Origin of the sequence: Cellvibrio sp., from assembly GCF_046347455.1 — a bacterium.
In the GTDB taxonomy this organism is placed as follows: Bacteria; Pseudomonadota; Gammaproteobacteria; order Pseudomonadales; family Cellvibrionaceae; genus Cellvibrio.
The window spans coordinates 226,598-243,319 of sequence record NZ_JAXMGC010000004.1; the positions used below are offsets into that span (position 1 = coordinate 226,598).

The window sequence follows — 16,722 nt, forward strand, 5'->3', positions numbered from 1 at the left end:
ACTTAGCTGGTTTTAGTATGCAGCCAGTGGTGTCGATTTTATTTACAGCATATTGTGACGTAATTATCATTTTTTCTGTGAAGTCCTTTTGGGTTCTGGCTCCGTAAAATCCGGCATAAAACCTGCATTGAGGCGCCAGGTACATTTTCATCCATGAAAGGTCTTAATATGTATTTTAAAACGATTAAAAGAATCGCTGCACTGAGTTTGGTAGCAGCGTCAGTTAGCACTAATGCAACCCCGTTAAATGATTACAACTTGATTCTTACTGGCGACTTTAATGTTTCCGGTGGCAGCGGCCATGTTGAAGGCAAAGCTTTCATTGGCGGCAATGTGGTCAATGGTTCAGTTTTCGCTCAGCACATTGATAAAAGCTCAACGGCAGACACAGTTAAGGTGGTTGGCAATTTCACCAGTAACAATGCTATGCATGTAGAGGCTGGTTATGTTGCTTATCAGGGAACATTCTCTGGCCCCACGAATATCTGTAACGGTACAGGTATGGGCCAAAGTGGTTGCTTGAAAAAGGTCACTAATGGTTCCTTGACTGCGGAAAAAAATGCGCTTGTGGCAGAGCTGACCAGTGAATCCAATTACTTCAAAAGCCTCGCAACCTCCGCTAATTTCGCAATTACTGGCGATAGCAATAACAAAACTTTCAAATACACGGGTGCCGCCACTAATTTAGCGGTATTCAACATCGCAGGTTCCGATCTTGCTAACCTGAACTGGTCAGTGGATTTTGGTTCTGCGCTGAATGTATTGATTAATGTAAGCGGGAATGTGTTTAACGCTGGTAACGCGCATGTTAATGGCTTTCAAAACAAAGCGAATAACGTGTTGTGGAACTTCGCGGATGCTACAGCGCTGAACTTTGGTGATTCATGGTACGGTTCGATTTTGGCTTTGAACGCCACTATTAACACCAATTCAAACCTGAATGGTGCTATTGCGGCCAAGTCTTACGTGGGTAACGGTGAAATCCACGATTACCACTGGAATTACACCCCGCCAACTCCACCAAAACCACCTGTTAAGGTGTCCGAGCCTTCAACCTTGTTGTTAAGTTTGTTAGGCATGGGATTGCTACTGGTTGGACGTTTGCGTCGCCAGTAAGTCACAAAAAACCCGGCGCTAGCCGGGTTTTTTATGCGCACTCGTTAATGATTTTTAACCCGAAAAACCTTTTCGGCGAAGCGTAAACAAGCCGACTAGCCCAGTTGCCAAGAGTAATAGGCTGCTGGTTTCGGTGACTTGGGTAGGAGTGGTTACACTTATCGCATTTACGCCCCAATATTCATCATTTACCGGCTGCCCCCAGCCCGTGTAAGAAAATATCAGTTCATTTGCCCCCGCCAGTAAATTCAGAGGTAGCCAAATTTGGGTTAATCCACCCATCCAGGTCACTTGCCGTGAGTCGTGGATATTGTCGGTAGCCCCGTAGGTCGTGGTGGTAGCAGTACCGCCGTTGGGGTTGAACAATACCGTGTTTTTTCCGCCACCTCCCATATTGAACGATCCCGTAAAAATTTCGGTACCGTTTAACCAAAGGTGGAAGATGTCGGTGTACTTGTTGTCATAGCCGTCCAGACTGCGATACCCCGCCAACTCAAAGGAGAGATTGGCAGTACCGCTAGGTGCCCAGAAATTCCAGCTAATTTGTCCCGGGGTGGTTTGGTACCCCAAAACACTGAGGTCGTCCGTAATGACCGTGGCATGGCTCACGCCAGAAAAGAGCGCAATCATGGTAAAAAACGCAACAGCTACCTTACTTGAGACACGTTTCATTATTTCATCCTCGAATTGAATGTTGAGATTCGCAAGCCTACTCTCGTGGCCAAAACCAGCGCTCCGCAGAACGCTTAGCCATGCTGGCTACCTCGCACACAGAAAATCAGAGAAGATGAGGGGGCCAACCTCGAAAGGTTCACTAGCGTGGCACTCGCCCTGTGGGGGATCGGTGCGCTACAGAACACATGCGAGAGTTGTTTAATCGGAGGATTTTGTGGGTTACATAGGCGAATCCCCAACGAAATGAGCCGCTAACTGGTTGGCTGAGATCTGGAGCGTTTTGGTTAAACACCATCCCTACTTATGCAAGGATGGGGTCAGCGGGATTAGTGGCTGAAGTGACTGATTTGGCGCTCTAGCTCCCGAGCAACATCTGTCAGTTCTGTAGCAACATGGTTTGATTTTTGAGCATTGTTAGCGGCACTTTCAACCAGTCCTACAACGCGAACCACATTTTTATTGATCTCTTCAGCCGCATAACTTTGTTCTTCTGCGGCTGTCGCGATTTGGGTGTTCATCAAATGAATACGCGCTACTGCCTCGGTAATCGCGTGAATGGTCTGGCCTGCTTGGGCAGCCATGTCGCGGGTATTTTGGGTTTTCGTTTGGCTGACTTTCATGGCGTTCATCGCCTTGCTTGCACCCTGTTGTACTGCTTCGATAATAAGTTGAATTTCAGCAGTGGATTCTTGGGTACGTTTAGCAAGCGCGCGTACCTCATCGGCTACTACCGCAAAGCCGCGCCCCTGTTCGCCGGCGCGCGCCGCTTCAATCGCTGCGTTAAGTGCTAACAAGTTAGTTTGTTCAGCCACGTTCTTAATAACATCCAGCACTCCTCCAATACGACCTGTCTCTGCTTCAAGCTGAGTCATGGCGGTGCTTACGTTATCCACCTCTTGATTCAGTTGCTGAATAGCGGCAATGGTGTTGTCCATCATTTGAACGCTTTTGCGCGCGTGTTCGTCGGCCTCTTGCGCCGCACCTGCCGCACTTGAGGCGTTATTAGCAACCTCTTGAACGGTGGAGGTCATCTCGTTGATGGCGGCCGCGACTTGGTCTGTCGATTTATGGCTGTGCTCTGTATCGACAGAAATCGCATGGGCTACGTCGGTAATTCTCTGTGAGGACGTATTTAAAGTGCGTGAAGATGACTGAACCGCATTAATGACTGCGGTAAGCGCATCCTGCATGCGGTCAATATTGCGATTGAGGTCACCCAATTCGCCTTGCTGGTTCAAGCGTAAGCGAGTCTTAAAATGTCCTTGGCCGAGTAATTCCAAATGATTAATTACGGCTGCTAATGGTTTCACAACGCTGGCTTTCAAGGTAATAAGTACAAGCGCAATAATCCCAATACCAAAGACAATCACAAGGAGTTGTGACCAAAACACCACATGTGCACTGCTCGACTCGAGTTCAGTGTTAGTTGCCGTTCCTTTCTCATGAATAAAACTGGCACAGTCGCTTAATATTTTGCTGGGTCCGCGATCAATCCCGGTGACGGCTTTGTCGCCCGCGCTCGGATCAAAATCTGCCGCTTTGAATGCACTCAGGCCAGCTTCGTACTTAGGGTAAGCAGCCGCGTGCTCGCGCAAAAATTCCTGTAAGAGCTTTTTGCTGTCGTCAGCGGGCAGCTTGCTAAGAAGATTTTCGCCCTTAGTCTGTATTTCTTTTTGGAGCGATGAAAATTGATCCCAATACTTTTGTAATTTCTCGGGGTCTTTGCCGCGCAGAAGCACATTTTTCCATTCCTGAACCTGAATTTTGTAGGTGAGGTTCAGCAGGTTGATGTCGCGTTCGAATTCAATGTTATTAGAGATGAGGTTATGGTATTCGTTGATGTGTGATTTCAACTGAAATACTGCAATGCTTGCGACCAGCAAAAGCAGACCCACACCTCCGCCCACCAATATGGTTAGACGCGATTGCACACTGGAAAATAAATCCTTCATAGCTATACCTAAAATTAAAATGCAGACTTCGAGTATAGTCAGGATTGGTCAAATTTCAGCTTGTAAGCATGAAACTTAGGATGAAAGATTGTGTAGCAGAGATTTTGTAACAAAACTGTCATAAAGCAGATTCGGAAAATGGAATCTGCTTTAATTCAAAGGCACATCAAGCCGTAATGGTTTTAACGCCTTCGCTAGTACCAAGTAGTAAAACATCAGCTGGTTTTGCGGCAAACAAACCATTGGTAACCACGCCGGTAATTTGGTTAATGGTGTTCTCTAAACCCACTGGGTCAGTGATTTGCAAATTGTGTACATCCAGAATCACATTGCCGTTATCCGTCACCACGCCTTCGCGATAGACGGGGGCACCGCCTAATTTCACGAGCTCGCGCGCAACGTATGAGCGGGCCATAGGAATAACTTCTACCGGCAGCGGGAATTTACCCAAGACATCCACCCATTTGCTGCCGTCGGCAATACACACAAACTCTTTGGAAATAGCGCGCACAATTTTCTCGCGGGTAAGGGCTGCGCCACCGCCTTTAATCAAATGCAGTTGCGCGTTGCTCTCGTCCGCGCCATCCACGTAAACCACCAACTCGCTTACGGAGTTGCAATCCAAAACCTCAATGCCCAGCTTTTTTAAGCGCTCGGCAGAAGCATCGGAACTGGCGACGGCACCCGCAAATTTGGTTTTGATGGTGCCGAGGTAATCAATAAAAAAATTCGCCGTAGAGCCAGTACCCACGCCAATAATGGAATCGTTAAATAATTTGGGGGTGATGTAATCAACCGCTGCGCGCGCGACAGCTTGTTTTAGTTCGTCTTGGGTCATGACCGAGTCCTCTCTTTGAATGCGCGCATTATACGGAAAATCGCCCTCAACGCGCGTTTTGAGTAAAGCCCGCAAATTGTTTACTATGCGGGTCACTTTAACGCCATGAATCTTTTGAAATCCTATGCCTGAATCTTACATAAAACGCATCCTCAACGCCCGCATCTACGATCTCGCGGTAGAAACGCCGCTTGACGAAGCGCGCCTGCTATCCGCACGTACCGGCAACAAAGTCTTGCTTAAACGTGAAGACCTGCAACCCGTGTTCTCGTTCAAATTGCGCGGCGCTTACAACAAGCTGCAACAACTCAGCGAAGAAGAGCGCAACCGCGGCGTAATTTGCGCCTCCGCGGGTAACCACGCGCAAGGTGTTGCGCTCGGCTCGCAGCACCTCGGTATTAAAGCCACCATCGTAATGCCGCGTACTACACCGGCGATTAAGGTGGATGCGGTAAAAGCGCGCGGCGCAAAAGTCGTGTTGCATGGCGATAGTTACGACGAAGCCTCTGCGCACGCCAAAAAGCTGATGGAAGAAAAAGGCCTTACCTATATTCACCCGTTCGATGACCCGGACGTGATCGCCGGCCAAGGCACCATCGGCATGGAAATTTTGCGCCAGTACCCCGGCAAAATCGACGCGATCTTTATCGCCGTTGGCGGTGGCGGCTTAGCTGCAGGCATAGGCGCTTACATAAAATATGTTCGCCCGGAAACCAAAATTATCGCCGTGGAATCTGACGAGTCTGCGTGCTTGTTCGCGGCTATGGAAAAGAAAAAACGTGTTGTGCTTCCGCAAGTGGGTATTTTTGCGGACGGTATTGCGGTGGCGCAAATCGGCGAAGAAACCTTCCGCGTGTTACGCAAGGTTGTGGATGAATGCATCACCGTCACCACCGATGAAATTTGCGCAGGCATTAAAGATATTTTTGAAGACACGCGTTCTATTGCCGAACCTGCAGGCGCAACCGGCATCGCTGGTTTGAAAAAATACGTGGAGAAATATGGCATCACCGGTCAAACACTGGTGGCAATTGACTGCGGCGCAAATATTAATTTTGATCGCTTGCGTTACATCAGCGAGCGCACCGAAAGCGGTGAACAACGCGAAGCCATTTTGGCGGTAACTATTCCAGAGCGCCCCGGTGCTTACAAAGATTTTTGCAAAGCCTTGGGCAAACGCAACATCACGGAATTTAATTACCGCTACGCTGACACCAAAGACGCCAAAATTTTTGTAGGTATTCAAGTAGCTCCCGGCGGCAAAGCGCGCGAGGAATTAATTGCGGAATTAAAAGGCCAAGGTTACGAGCTTGTCGATATGACCGACAACGAACTCGCCAAATTGCACATTCGTCATTTGGTCGGCGGCCACGCACCACAAATCACGGACGAAGTGTTATACCGCTTCGAATTCCCAGAGCGCCCCGGTGCGTTAATGACGTTCCTCAATAAAGTGGCAGGCCGCTGGAATATTTCTTTGTTCCACTACCGCAACCACGGCTCCGCGGCCGCGCGCGTGTTGGTGGGAATGCAAGTGCCTAAAAAAGATTACGCGGAATTAAAAGTCTTTTTAAATGATTTGAATTATCCCTATTGGGATGAAACCAAAAATGAGGCATATAAGTTTTTTTTGGGGTAGATGAGTGACGAAAAGGCGCAACGAGAGTTGCGCCTTTTTATTGTGTATAAAAATTAGATTTATTTCGCCTGCTGGCGAAACAAAAACTCAATCAACATACTAATCAAATCTATGAAAATTAAACTCAACCAAATCATCGCCTCCCTCAGCATTCTACTCATAACTTTCTTCTGCACCCACGCCTTCCTCTCAAACGCATCTTCCGCAAAAGGCGAATACATAAACCTCGGCGACATCACCATGTACGTCGAACAACAGGGTAAAGGCGAGCCGATAATTTTCTTGCATGGCGGAATGGGCAGTGCAAATTCCTGGGTTGACCAAGTTGCATTTTTTTCAAAAAACTATCGCGTGATTACGCCAGAGAGTCGCGGGCAAGGTCGCACGAGTGATGCAAATGTTCCGCTGACGTATCACCTCATGGCGGAAGATACGATTCGCCTGATGGATGCTTTGAAAATTCAGTCCGCCTATATCGTGGGTTGGAGTGACGGTGGAAATATTGGAATCGATATGGCGATTCACCATCCAAGCCGCGTGAAAAAATTGGTTGCTTACGGAGCCAACATCAACCCGAATGGATTGCAGCAGCATTTCCTAAACTATTTACAAACCGTTAAGCCAGAAAAAATGCAGCGTGATAACGGTAGCGATTATTTAGCGCTTTCAAAAACGCCAGAGCATCTTCCTGTCATGGCCGAAAAAATTCGCGTGATGTGGCTGGCAGAACCCAAATTCACTGCGCAGGAGTTGGGTTCCATTTCAGCTCCTACCTTAGTAATGGACGGCCAGCAAGAAGAACTGATTCGCCCCGATCACGCCGCTGAAATTGCGCGCGCTATTCCCAGGGCAAAATTGGTGATGCTGCCTAACGTTGGTCATTACGGCACCTTCAAGACGCCGCAGCAATGGAATTCTGCAGTCGAAAGCTTCCTTAAGGCGGATCAAAGTTCTGCGAAGTGAGCATCAATGCACAAAATTGATGCAATTTGGCGTTTTATCCTTCAAATTCATAGACCGACTGTATCTTTTTTGTACAGCTGAGTTATGCTTGCCCTCCCGCTCACACCCCTGTGTGCGGCTGACGTTGGAGCCAGTCTGGCTCTTCTAACAATAACGATGCGTCAACAGTGTAATCCCAAGGTGAACCCATGAAGCTCGATATTATTTCATCCGTTGTAGTGGTGTTTTGTTTGTGCGTTTGCATCACGCTTGCCTCAGAGGCTAAAACCTTTTTTAGCAGTAAGAGTGAGCATGTTGTAGTTGCTAAGGCGCCTTGATTTCTCCGTTGCCAAGGAGTTGGCAACATCTCACTTCATTTGACTTTAATCAGCTCTTTATCGCTCACAACCCCAAATAGCGGAATATCCCAATCGGCCATTTCCAAGCTCTCCATTTCCTGACACGCGTGGGCGAGTCCTAACAAATAGGGCTTGGTTTTCTTTCCTTTGTGAAAGGCGAAGGTGCGATCGTAAAAGCCGCCACCCATGCCCAACCGGCCACCTTTGCGGTCGAATCCCACCAGCGGTAAAAGCACCACATCAAGCAATTTGGCGGGTAGTTTTCGCTCTTGGCGGTGATCTGGCTCGGGAATACCAAAGCGATTGGGTTTTAGAGGAGTTTCTGGCGTGTACTCTAGGAACCACAGCTCGCCTTCGCGGGTTGGGTGCAAGACTGGCAGGTAAGTTTGCTTGCCCATTTTCCATAGTTGATGGGCTATAGGTTGCGGATTCAGTTCGCCGTCCGCCGCCATATAAAGCGCGACGTGCTGTGCCCGCAAGAATTGCGGAAGCTTCATCAAATGCCGCAACGCCCAAGCCGATGCCGCTTCTTGTTGAGTTGTATTCAACGCATTTCGGCGCGCACGTAATTCTTTGCGTAAGGTTTGGCGGTAATCTGGGTTGGTCATAGGAAGTCACGCTGATTGAATTGGGGAACATTCTAATTCAGCTGAGCGAGTGAGTAACCCTGAAATGAGCGTTTGGGAAATTGGATGATTTTATTCGAAGGCGCGTGATGCAAGGACGCATCACCATTTGCGCGAGCAAATGCGAGAGCGAAAAAACAAGCAAACCCACGCGTTTGCGCCAGTTTTTGTTGCTCGACAAATTAAAAAGTCATGGATGACTTTTTAATTAAATGAAAGAACCCCGAAAATGCCGCTACCAAGCTGGCCTTGAACCCATAGGTTCAAGGAGGTAGCACCTGTGGTTCTTAAGGCTTTCCGTCAGGCGGACATGCACACCAAACACAACGAGACACCACCAGTTTTGTGGAAATCGGCTCAAGGACTTGTCGGTTTGCAAACATTCCAGGGCGGAGGCCAGTATAACCCAGAGTCCCCCGCTGCTCGCAAATGATATTAAGCTTGGGTCATATAACCATTTAGAAAAAATTAGTCTTATAAACGGCTGGACAGGAAACAAAAACGCGCTAATTGGCGCGATAAAAATCACATTGCGGAAAGCCTGATCGCTTGGGTTAAAAAGTGATTCAAAAAATAATTAGCGCTTTTCTTCCATCAATCCAACGAGATTTCCATCGAAGTCGCGCAAAAAGCCAATCCAGAGTTCGTGATCGGGCATCTTGGCTGCGAGCTGAGGTGCACGCTCAGGTGTGGCACCGCGGGCGACAAAATCCGCAAAGCTCTTTTCTACATTTTCGTTTTTGAAATAAAGTGTTGAGTTTGCTCCAACAGCTCCGGCACCTTGTGGCGTGCTGAGCATAATGCGCACAGAGCCGGCGGCGAGGAATGCGAGGTTCGGGCCGGCACTAAATAGAAACTCCAAGCCGAGGATGTCGCGGTAAAATCCCAAAGCTTTTTCCACATCGCTAACGGTAATGGCGATTTGCCCTATATCCGATACCGGCATATATCCCTCCCAGAAACAAAAACGCCTGCGTTTGCAGGCGTTTTAGGTGATTTAGTTGCCCGAGAGGGCGCGTTCAATTTTATCGCTTAAGCGCTGCAAGTCGGCTTTGTCGGTTGCTGATCCAGCAGCTGCGGGATTTGCCGATTTGGCTTGAAGTAATTCATGGCTCAGGTTGAGCGCTGCCATAACGGCAATGCGCTCCAAACCTATTACTGCGCCGGAACCGCGAATGGCTTTCATGCGTTCGTCCAGTAGCTGGGCAGATTCAATCAGCGCCTGACGCTCTTCGCGCGGGCAGGCCACTTGGTATTCTTTATCGAGGATTTTTACAAAAACGGTTTCGTTAGCCACGGCGATTTCTCGGTAATTATTCGGTATCTAGACTTTTGAGATGGGTAATCATGGCTTCTACGCGACTACGCGCCAGCTCGTTCTTTTCAATCAAGCGCACGCGCTCTTGCTGCCATGCGCTTTCGCGCGCTTTCAGCTCAGCATTTTCCTGCTGTAACCGGCTGGTGAGCAGAATCAAGCGGTCGAGCTTGGTTTCCAAGGAGAGTAAGAGTTCGTCAGACATGATGTTTGGTGACCAATATCAAGGCAAATGTACGTAGGTCAGTCACTATATTGCGGGACTTGGCGAGGGTCAATCGCCCTAGTGCCTTAGGGATGGGTTTTAAAGTAATTTCGAGGACTGATCGAAAATTCGGCGTCACAGGCTTCAGGTGGGTGAATTGCGGCGCGAGAAAAGCAAAGGGCATCGTGGTAGCATTCTTCTTCTACTTATTGAACGGCTTTTCCTCTCATGACTGAACAATCGCTCTCCCCCGAAATTACCTTCTTAAACTTCGACGACTTCTGCAACCTGATCGCTCCATTGGGCGCTATTACCAGCCCCTCGGAACTGCATGGATTATTGTGCGGAAAATTAAGCGGGGGTGCGGAGCTGAGCGAAGTCCGTTGGTTGTTAGACGCCGTAGAATTTTTGGATTTCACTCAAGCGCCCGATGAACGCGTGCGTGAAGCGCTGACCAATTTGTACCACACGAGTTTGCAGCAATTGCGCGATGGTTTTGGTTTAAAGCTTATGTTGCCGGATGACGATACCGATCTCAGCCAACGCACGGCAACGCTCGGCCAATGGTGCTACGGATTTTTAACTGGATTCGGTTCAGCGGGGAATACCAAGCGCGAATTAACCGAAGAAGCTGAAGATGGCTTGCGCGACCTCGCCGCAATTTCGCAAATCGCCGTGGAAGATGGCGATGACTCCGATGAAGCCGACTATATGGAAGTAAGCGAATACGTTCGCCAAATTGCAGCTTCCTTATTTTTGGAATACGGAGCGCAAACTAATAAAGCATCCAGCGATGCAATTGCAGCGCCTATTTCTAACCAGATTCACTAGAACAAAATTGTTGTAGCATTCCGTTAAATCAATTTTGAGTTACATCGTCGAAAAATAGGGAGTCGTCATCCTCGCGTAGCGGGGATCCAGCTCTTAAAATTATCGATACAGAACAAAAGCTTGATCCCCGCTGCGCGAGGATGACGATTCCCTGATTAATTTTTACTAGCGGGAACGTTTGATGATCTAGACAAGAGAAATTAGAGAACCGCTATGAGAATCAGCAAACAAGAATTCACTCGTCGTCGTAAAGCGCTCATGACGATGATGGAACCCAACAGTATCGCTATTGTGCCCGCCGCGCCGGAGCGCACACGCAGCCGCGATACGGAACATCACTATCGCCAAGACAGTGATTTGTTTTATCTCTCTGGTTTTGCTGAACCGCAGGCAGTACTTGTGTTGATTCCTGGCCGCGAACACGGCGAATACGTTTTATTTGTGCGCGAGCGTAACCGTGAACGTGAAATTTGGGATGGCTACCGCGCGGGTCCTGAAGGCGCGATTAACGAATACGATGCAGACGATTCATTTCCCATCGACGACATCGACGATATTTTGCCGGGCTTGATCGAAGGCCGCGAGCGCGTCTACTACGCCATGGGCAAGGACAGCGAATTCGATAAACAAGTGATGGATTGGGTGAATACCATTCGCGCAAAAGTTCGCTCAGGCGCAACACCACCGGGCGAATTTTTAGACCTCAGTCATTTCCTCAACGAATTGCGTTTATACAAAAGTGCCGCCGAATTGCGTGTGATGAAAGAAGCCGGCGAAATCTCTGCGCGCGCTCACGTTCGCGCTATGAAATTTTGCAAACCCGGCGTAATGGAATATCAACTCGAAGCTGAAATCATGCACGAATTCCAAATGGCAGGTGCGCGTTTTGCTGCCTACAACACCATCGTCGGCGGTGGAAAAAATGGCTGCATACTTCACTACATTGAAAATTCTGCACAATTAAAAAGTGGCGATTTGGTTTTGATTGATGCCGGTTGTGAGTTGGAAAGCTACGCTGCAGATATCACCCGAACTTTCCCCGTGAGCGGAAAATTTTCGCCCGAACAAAAAGCGCTTTACGAAATTTGTTTGCAAGCCCAACTTGAAGCCATTGCTGTTGCCAAACCGGGTAATCATTGGAACGACCCACACGAAACGACGGTACGTGTTATTACCGAAGGTTTAGTGAAGATTGGTTTGTTGGAAGGTGATGTAGACGAACTGATAAAAACCGAAGCCTACAAAGAATTTTATATGCACCGCGCCGGTCACTGGTTGGGCATGGATGTACACGACGTTGGCGACTACAAAGTTGGCGGCGAATGGCGTGTGCTCGAACCGGGCATGGTGATGACCGTAGAACCTGGCATTTACGTCGCGCCCGATAACGAACGCGTTGCGAAAAAATGGCGCGGTATTGGTATTCGCATCGAAGACGATGTCGTCATCACCAAAGACGGCAATGAAGTTTTGACGAAAGATGTACCCAAAACAATTGCTGATATTGAAGCATTGATGGCGTAAAACCGCGTCTGAACGAGCCTCCTGCCCAAAGAGATCGGGAGGCTGTAATCTCGCCCCTTCAATTATGTAGTCAAATTGTGATCAATTTGTCATTTGGCACTTGCGTCAACGCAAAGATCCCTTTGATGTGACTTGTTATGCTCCATCGATATAACTATATCGACCGGATCATTCATATGAGTAAGTTTTGGCGCTGTAGCGGTTTTGCTCGTAACCAAGCCTCTTTAGGTGGATTTTTACTGTTTCTCTTTACTTTGTCGGGTTGCGGTGGGGGCGGCGGAGGCGAAACAACTTTCAATGCGCCAGCCAGCAGCGTCGCGGCAACCAATACAACTGCGGTTTCAATGCAGTCACTTTCCAGCGTTTCTAGCTCCAAATCAGCGCTGAGTTCGGTCTCAGTTAGCTCATCTGCGGTAAGCGCGTCTAGTACACCAAGTTCTCAGGTCTCGTCAGCTATTGTGGTCTCAAGTTCGCCCAGTTCCGTAACAGCGTCCTCCGCTGGCCAGACGTCGTCGGCGGCTTCGCTTTTATCCTCTGTGAACTCAACGTCTAGTCAGATTAACAGCTCAGGGTCTGTCAGATCTTCTTCCTCATCTGCTGTGAATGCGAGTTCGTTTTCATCGGCATCCAGCGTGATAAGTTCAGCGAGTTCGGTTGCAAAAATCCTTATGCCTATCGAGGTTATAGGCACGCCGGGTACGGTCAAAAGTGCCGATTTTGTGCTCACGGGCGATGTAGGAACAGCAACTCATTTGTGGCTACAAACTCATCGGCTAACCTGGCGGGAGGATGGTGAATTTGCGATGATTTTCAATGGTTCGGTTCGCCCCGGCTCAAAAGGTAGCGTGCGGTTAAACAATGGACCTTGGTTGGGTCTGTCTAACGCGACTGTGACCTGCGAAGCCCATGAGGCAGCCTACGGTTGTTTGAATGGCACTTACGCTTCTGTGCGTTTGCGCGTGCCCCTGAGTGCTTTGGGAGAACCCGGTTTAAAAGCAGGCATCAATCACATCGAGTTCAGGTTTGATGCAACCGATGGCATTAGTAGTGGTTGGCGAGTCTTGGCTTTTATGGTCAAGGGCACCTTGGGAGACCAAATAGCTGCTAACAGTTTTGTGTCCGATAATCCCGATACTTGGGTTGCACCCAAGCCTTTGCCCAGCGATGTCGCTGAGGGGAAACAGCTATGGGAATCCGCCAACCTAACGGATTTAGGTTTTTCCAATAGTCGCCACGCTATTAATGGCAAATGTAAAAGTTGTCACGCTCGCGACGGTTTCGACTTGGCCTATTTTAACTACTCCAATCTTTCCATTGTTGAGCGCGCCAAATTTCACGGTTTGAGTCAGGATCAGGGGGAAAAAATCGCGTCCTACATTCGCTCTCTGGACATCCATCTGCCTTCGGGGTACAGCAAGAAAGACGCGGGAAGACCTTGGAATCCACCCTATCAGCCCGGCTCCGGTTTGGATGCTAAACCGGTTGAGTTGTGGGCTGCGGGAGCAGGGCTCTCCGCAGTGCTGGAAAACGACACCGTCATGAAAGCCTATATGTTTCCCAATGGTGAATACAATGCGGCGATTTTGGGAGCGCGCGGCTTTTTAAATCCCCGGGAGATGCCGCAAGCCTTCCAGCTACCGGATTGGAATACGTGGGTGCCGACAACGGCATTGGAAGACATGGTTGTTGATCCTAGCAAGGTAGTTGCATTTGCAGGCGATACGCCACCGCCGGATAACGAACTCAATCCCTTGGATATGCTTAAAGTCGCAATTCAGTGGCTTGATAAGTACCGCTACACCAACATGGAGACAGACGACTGGTATATGCGCTGGGGCTTGTTTTTGATTCACCGTTGGGGAACCTCCAAGTGGCCGAATGCAAACCCCGGAATACCAGGTACTCTCCTCAGCCAGTCAGATCCAGTCGCGCGCGCTCGACAGGGGCTTGCGTTCAATGCGTGGTACGGAATGCGCATGTGGGAGCTAATGAAAAAGTACAAGCTGGAAGACGTAGCCACTCGTTCAGGCCTGAACCTCGCAGAGACCACAACAGATCCGGTTCGAGGTACGGTTAATACGGGTTCAGCCACGCGCGGACTTCCGCAGAACTATCGTAGCTGGCCAATGCCTCATCGCACCTTGTTTGAACTCGCCCCGCACTTTGTGGGCCCCAACGGGCCCACCTACGGCAACTTCGTATTTTCCAAGCCCGGCGAATATTTAACGACAGCCTGGTACACCTTGGAGCAAATAGTAAATGGTGGTTGGCACTCGGGTTCAGCGGGGATTGATTGGAACTACCATCCGCAGCATCTAGCTGGAATGCATTCGGGTGGGACTGGGTATTATAAGGATGGCCCAATGCATCCCTATCGCTGGGCTTGGTCTGTACTTTGGCTTTATCAAACCCGTCCCACAGATTGGGCACCCAACTATTTCGCAGGATGCACCTGCGGCTTCATGCAACGTCAGATCGGATTGGGATTAGATGTCCCTTTTATGGACGAAGCCGAGGCTGCTGGCCAGATAACAACAGCTGAACGCAAGCAACTTCAGGAGGCCTTGGCGCTCGCCTTCCTTGGCACAGTTGAGCGCTACACACCGAACCAGTGGACGCGTCGAGTGGCAGACGACGCAGCACACCTAGACTCCTCCACCTTTGAAACTGTGAATTACGCACCCCGGTATAACCCGCTAAATTCCTACGATTTGCCTGAACGCGGCTATCAAGCGGACGCTTACTACTTGCGTATCAAGACACTTAAAGATCGCAACTACCTCACTGCTTCAACCCTAAATCGCTTGGTTAATTGGGGAGCAAGTATTTGGCCGAAGGGGGAGTGGGAGTTGTTGCGGCCTTGATGAGGCGGGAAAAAGGTGGCTCAAGGGGTGCATTTTCGTATTCCGGAAGCACTCCCAAATTTGATGGGCTCTTTTCGCTGACACCAGATTCTGTTTTGTGGGAGGGTTTGATTTAAGTCGAGCTTGCCCTAAATATCGACAACCCTGATGAACCCCACCGCCTTAATGGGATACTATGAGCTATTGATAATCACTCTACTCTTCTCATGCCTGATTTAATTTCCTTCGACATCGCTATCATCGGCGGCGGCATGGTGGGCGCAAGCCTTGCGCTTTTGCTCGCTCGCCAAAATCCCGCGTGGCAAATTGCATTGCTTGATGCGCAACCTTTCTCTGATTCAGACACACAACATTTCCAACCCAGTTTTGATTCGCGCTCCACGGCAATTGCTTACGGTAGCGTAGAAATTTTGCAAGATTTGGGGGTGTGGCAAAGCTTATCGCAACATGCCACGGCAATCTCTCAAGTACATGTGAGTGATGCTGGTCATTTTATGGGTGGTTTGATTGATGCGAATACTTATGGCTTAAATGCTGTGGGCTACGTGATTCCCAACGCATGGATTGGCCGTGTGTTGTTAGGTGAATTGCACAACTACACCAACATTCGTTTATTTGCGCCTGTTCAAGTTCAATCCATTAAGCCGCGACAATTGGGTGCGTTGCTGTTGGTAAAAAGTGGCGAAGATATTGTTGAACTGCAAACAAAATTGGCGGTAGTGGCTGACGGTGGTGATTCACCGCTGCGCAGAGCTTTAGGTATTGATTCTCAAATCAAAGATTATGGGCAAACCGCCATCATTACGAACGTGAGTTACAGCGAGCCACACAAAGGCGTTGCCTACGAACGCTTCACGGCGCAAGGCCCGCTTGCTCTTTTGCCCTTGGGTGAAAAAGCATCTGCAAAAGAATCTGCATTGGTATTAACGCTTCCGCGCGATACTGCACACGAAATTGCCGAATTAAATGATGCGGAATTTTTACATCACTTGCAGGCACGATTTGGTAATCGTTTAGGTCGCTTCCTAAAAGTTGGCAAGCGCCATGTGTACGATTTAAAACTGGTCACGGCGACTGAGCAAATTCGTTCCCACATAGTTCTCGTGGGTAACGCTGCGCATTTTCTTCATCCCGTTGCGGGCCAAGGCTTTAATTTATCGCTACGCGACTGCCAATGTTTGGTGGATGCGTTGATGACGGGCGAGGCTTCTGGAAAATCTTTAGGCGAACTCAGCGTGCTGCAAGACTATTTAGATCGCCAAGCCTTGGATCAGCAAATCACTATTGAGTTTAGCGATAAGTTGGTACGTCTTTTTTCAAGCGCATCATTGCCGTTAATTGCCTTGCGTCATTTAGGCTTTGTTGGTTTGGATTTAATGCCCTCGGTGAAAACACGCTTTGCGGCGCAAACCATGGGAACGGCAGGCCGAGCTTACATATCTCCTTAAAATTAAACGATTCGATTTAAGTCGTCCGACTTTACGATGCCTTATCCAATGTTAGAAGGTGCCCAATGGCAGAAGATTCAGATGAAAAATTCTATGATCGCGCAGACGCGCATATTCGTCTGGCGAATGAACAACTAACCGATATCGCACGCGGCAGAGTAAGCGGATCATTAATGTTTGCTGCTGCTCGCTATAACGCCTGGGTTAGTGCGACTGACTTGCAATCGAGCCAGGAATTGAAAAATCGCAGAGATGAATTGATCAATTACTTTGTTGGCCAATATAAATCCATGTTGGAACACAATATCGACAACTATATTGCGCATTTTGATGACTACATGAATGCTGCGAAAAAATCTTAAACTCTTAGCGAATCATAACGGCAAAT

At 48.8% G+C, this 16,722-nt stretch carries 15 protein-coding genes and 1 other RNA gene; 8 read left to right on the plus strand and 8 right to left on the minus strand.

The annotated features are described in order from the left end of the window. The first annotated feature begins 168 nt into the window (after nt 1–168). Nucleotides 169–1,116: a choice-of-anchor A family protein gene (locus U1F02_RS09435; RefSeq protein WP_409990134.1), complete on the plus strand. Its 948-nt coding sequence runs from the start codon at nt 169–171 to the stop codon at nt 1,114–1,116. A 54-nt stretch (nt 1,117–1,170) separates the two neighbouring features. Here the strand turns inward: U1F02_RS09435 and U1F02_RS09440 are convergent, their stop codons facing one another. From U1F02_RS09440 to rpiA, 3 genes are all read right to left on the minus strand, one after another. Then, on the minus strand, nt 1,171–1,788 hold the full coding sequence (locus U1F02_RS09440) for a hypothetical protein (RefSeq protein WP_409990135.1): 618 nt from the start codon (nt 1,786–1,788) through the stop codon (nt 1,171–1,173). Between the two features lie 329 nt (nt 1,789–2,117). Beyond that, complete coding sequence (locus U1F02_RS09445) at nt 2,118–3,743, minus strand: methyl-accepting chemotaxis protein (protein ID WP_409990136.1); 1,626 nt, start codon at nt 3,741–3,743, stop codon at nt 2,118–2,120. Between the two features lie 166 nt (nt 3,744–3,909). Then, entirely contained in the window at nt 3,910–4,581 is a 672-nt protein-coding gene (gene rpiA / locus U1F02_RS09450) for a ribose-5-phosphate isomerase RpiA (protein ID WP_409990137.1), read from the minus strand. 124 nt (nt 4,582–4,705) lie between these two features. On the opposite strand from rpiA, the gene ilvA reads away from it, so the two are divergent. Further along, complete coding sequence (gene ilvA, locus U1F02_RS09455; protein WP_409990138.1) at nt 4,706–6,220, plus strand: threonine ammonia-lyase, biosynthetic; 1,515 nt, start codon at nt 4,706–4,708, stop codon at nt 6,218–6,220. 111 nt (nt 6,221–6,331) lie between these two features. After that, complete coding sequence (locus tag U1F02_RS09460) at nt 6,332–7,183, plus strand: alpha/beta fold hydrolase (protein ID WP_409990139.1); 852 nt, start codon at nt 6,332–6,334, stop codon at nt 7,181–7,183. Nucleotides 7,184–7,535: 352 nt separating this feature from the next. Here the strand turns inward: U1F02_RS09460 and U1F02_RS09465 are convergent, their stop codons facing one another. The 5 genes from U1F02_RS09465 to U1F02_RS09485 form a co-directional block, all read right to left on the minus strand. Beyond that, nucleotides 7,536–8,129: a 5-formyltetrahydrofolate cyclo-ligase gene (locus U1F02_RS09465; RefSeq protein WP_409990140.1), complete on the minus strand. Its 594-nt coding sequence runs from the start codon at nt 8,127–8,129 to the stop codon at nt 7,536–7,538. 234 nt (nt 8,130–8,363) lie between these two features. Then, nucleotides 8,364–8,541: non-coding RNA, 6S RNA (gene ssrS / locus U1F02_RS09470), on the minus strand. 183 nt (nt 8,542–8,724) lie between these two features. Continuing rightward, the gene (locus U1F02_RS09475) at nt 8,725–9,093 is read right to left on the minus strand and encodes a VOC family protein (RefSeq protein ID WP_409990141.1); all 369 of its coding nucleotides are present in this window, start codon (nt 9,091–9,093) and stop codon (nt 8,725–8,727) included. A 51-nt stretch (nt 9,094–9,144) separates the two neighbouring features. After that, entirely contained in the window at nt 9,145–9,444 is a 300-nt protein-coding gene (locus U1F02_RS09480) for a cell division protein ZapA (RefSeq protein WP_409990142.1), read from the minus strand. A 16-nt stretch (nt 9,445–9,460) separates the two neighbouring features. Continuing rightward, on the minus strand, nt 9,461–9,667 hold the full coding sequence (locus U1F02_RS09485) for a TIGR02449 family protein (RefSeq protein ID WP_189420179.1): 207 nt from the start codon (nt 9,665–9,667) through the stop codon (nt 9,461–9,463). A 228-nt stretch (nt 9,668–9,895) separates the two neighbouring features. On the opposite strand from U1F02_RS09485, the gene U1F02_RS09490 reads away from it, so the two are divergent. From U1F02_RS09490 to U1F02_RS09510, 5 genes are all read left to right on the plus strand, one after another. Then, nucleotides 9,896–10,498, plus strand: a complete 603-nt coding sequence (locus U1F02_RS09490) for a UPF0149 family protein (RefSeq protein WP_409990143.1) — start codon at nt 9,896–9,898, stop codon at nt 10,496–10,498. Nucleotides 10,499–10,711: 213 nt separating this feature from the next. Further along, nucleotides 10,712–12,022 carry a Xaa-Pro aminopeptidase gene (gene pepP, locus U1F02_RS09495; RefSeq protein ID WP_409990144.1) on the plus strand — a complete coding sequence of 437 codons (1,311 nt, stop codon included), beginning with the start codon at nt 10,712–10,714 and terminating at the stop codon, nt 12,020–12,022. Between the two features lie 176 nt (nt 12,023–12,198). Beyond that, nucleotides 12,199–14,886, plus strand: coding sequence for a hypothetical protein (locus U1F02_RS09500; protein WP_409990145.1), 2,688 nt, complete (start codon nt 12,199–12,201; stop codon nt 14,884–14,886). 206 nt (nt 14,887–15,092) lie between these two features. After that, nucleotides 15,093–16,334 (plus strand): 2-octaprenyl-6-methoxyphenyl hydroxylase, encoded by a 1,242-nt coding sequence (gene ubiH / locus U1F02_RS09505; protein WP_409990146.1) that lies wholly within the window; start codon nt 15,093–15,095, stop codon nt 16,332–16,334. 65 nt (nt 16,335–16,399) lie between these two features. Then, nucleotides 16,400–16,696 (plus strand): DUF3144 domain-containing protein, encoded by a 297-nt coding sequence (locus tag U1F02_RS09510; protein WP_409990147.1) that lies wholly within the window; start codon nt 16,400–16,402, stop codon nt 16,694–16,696. The last annotated feature ends 26 nt before the right edge of the window (nt 16,697–16,722 follow it).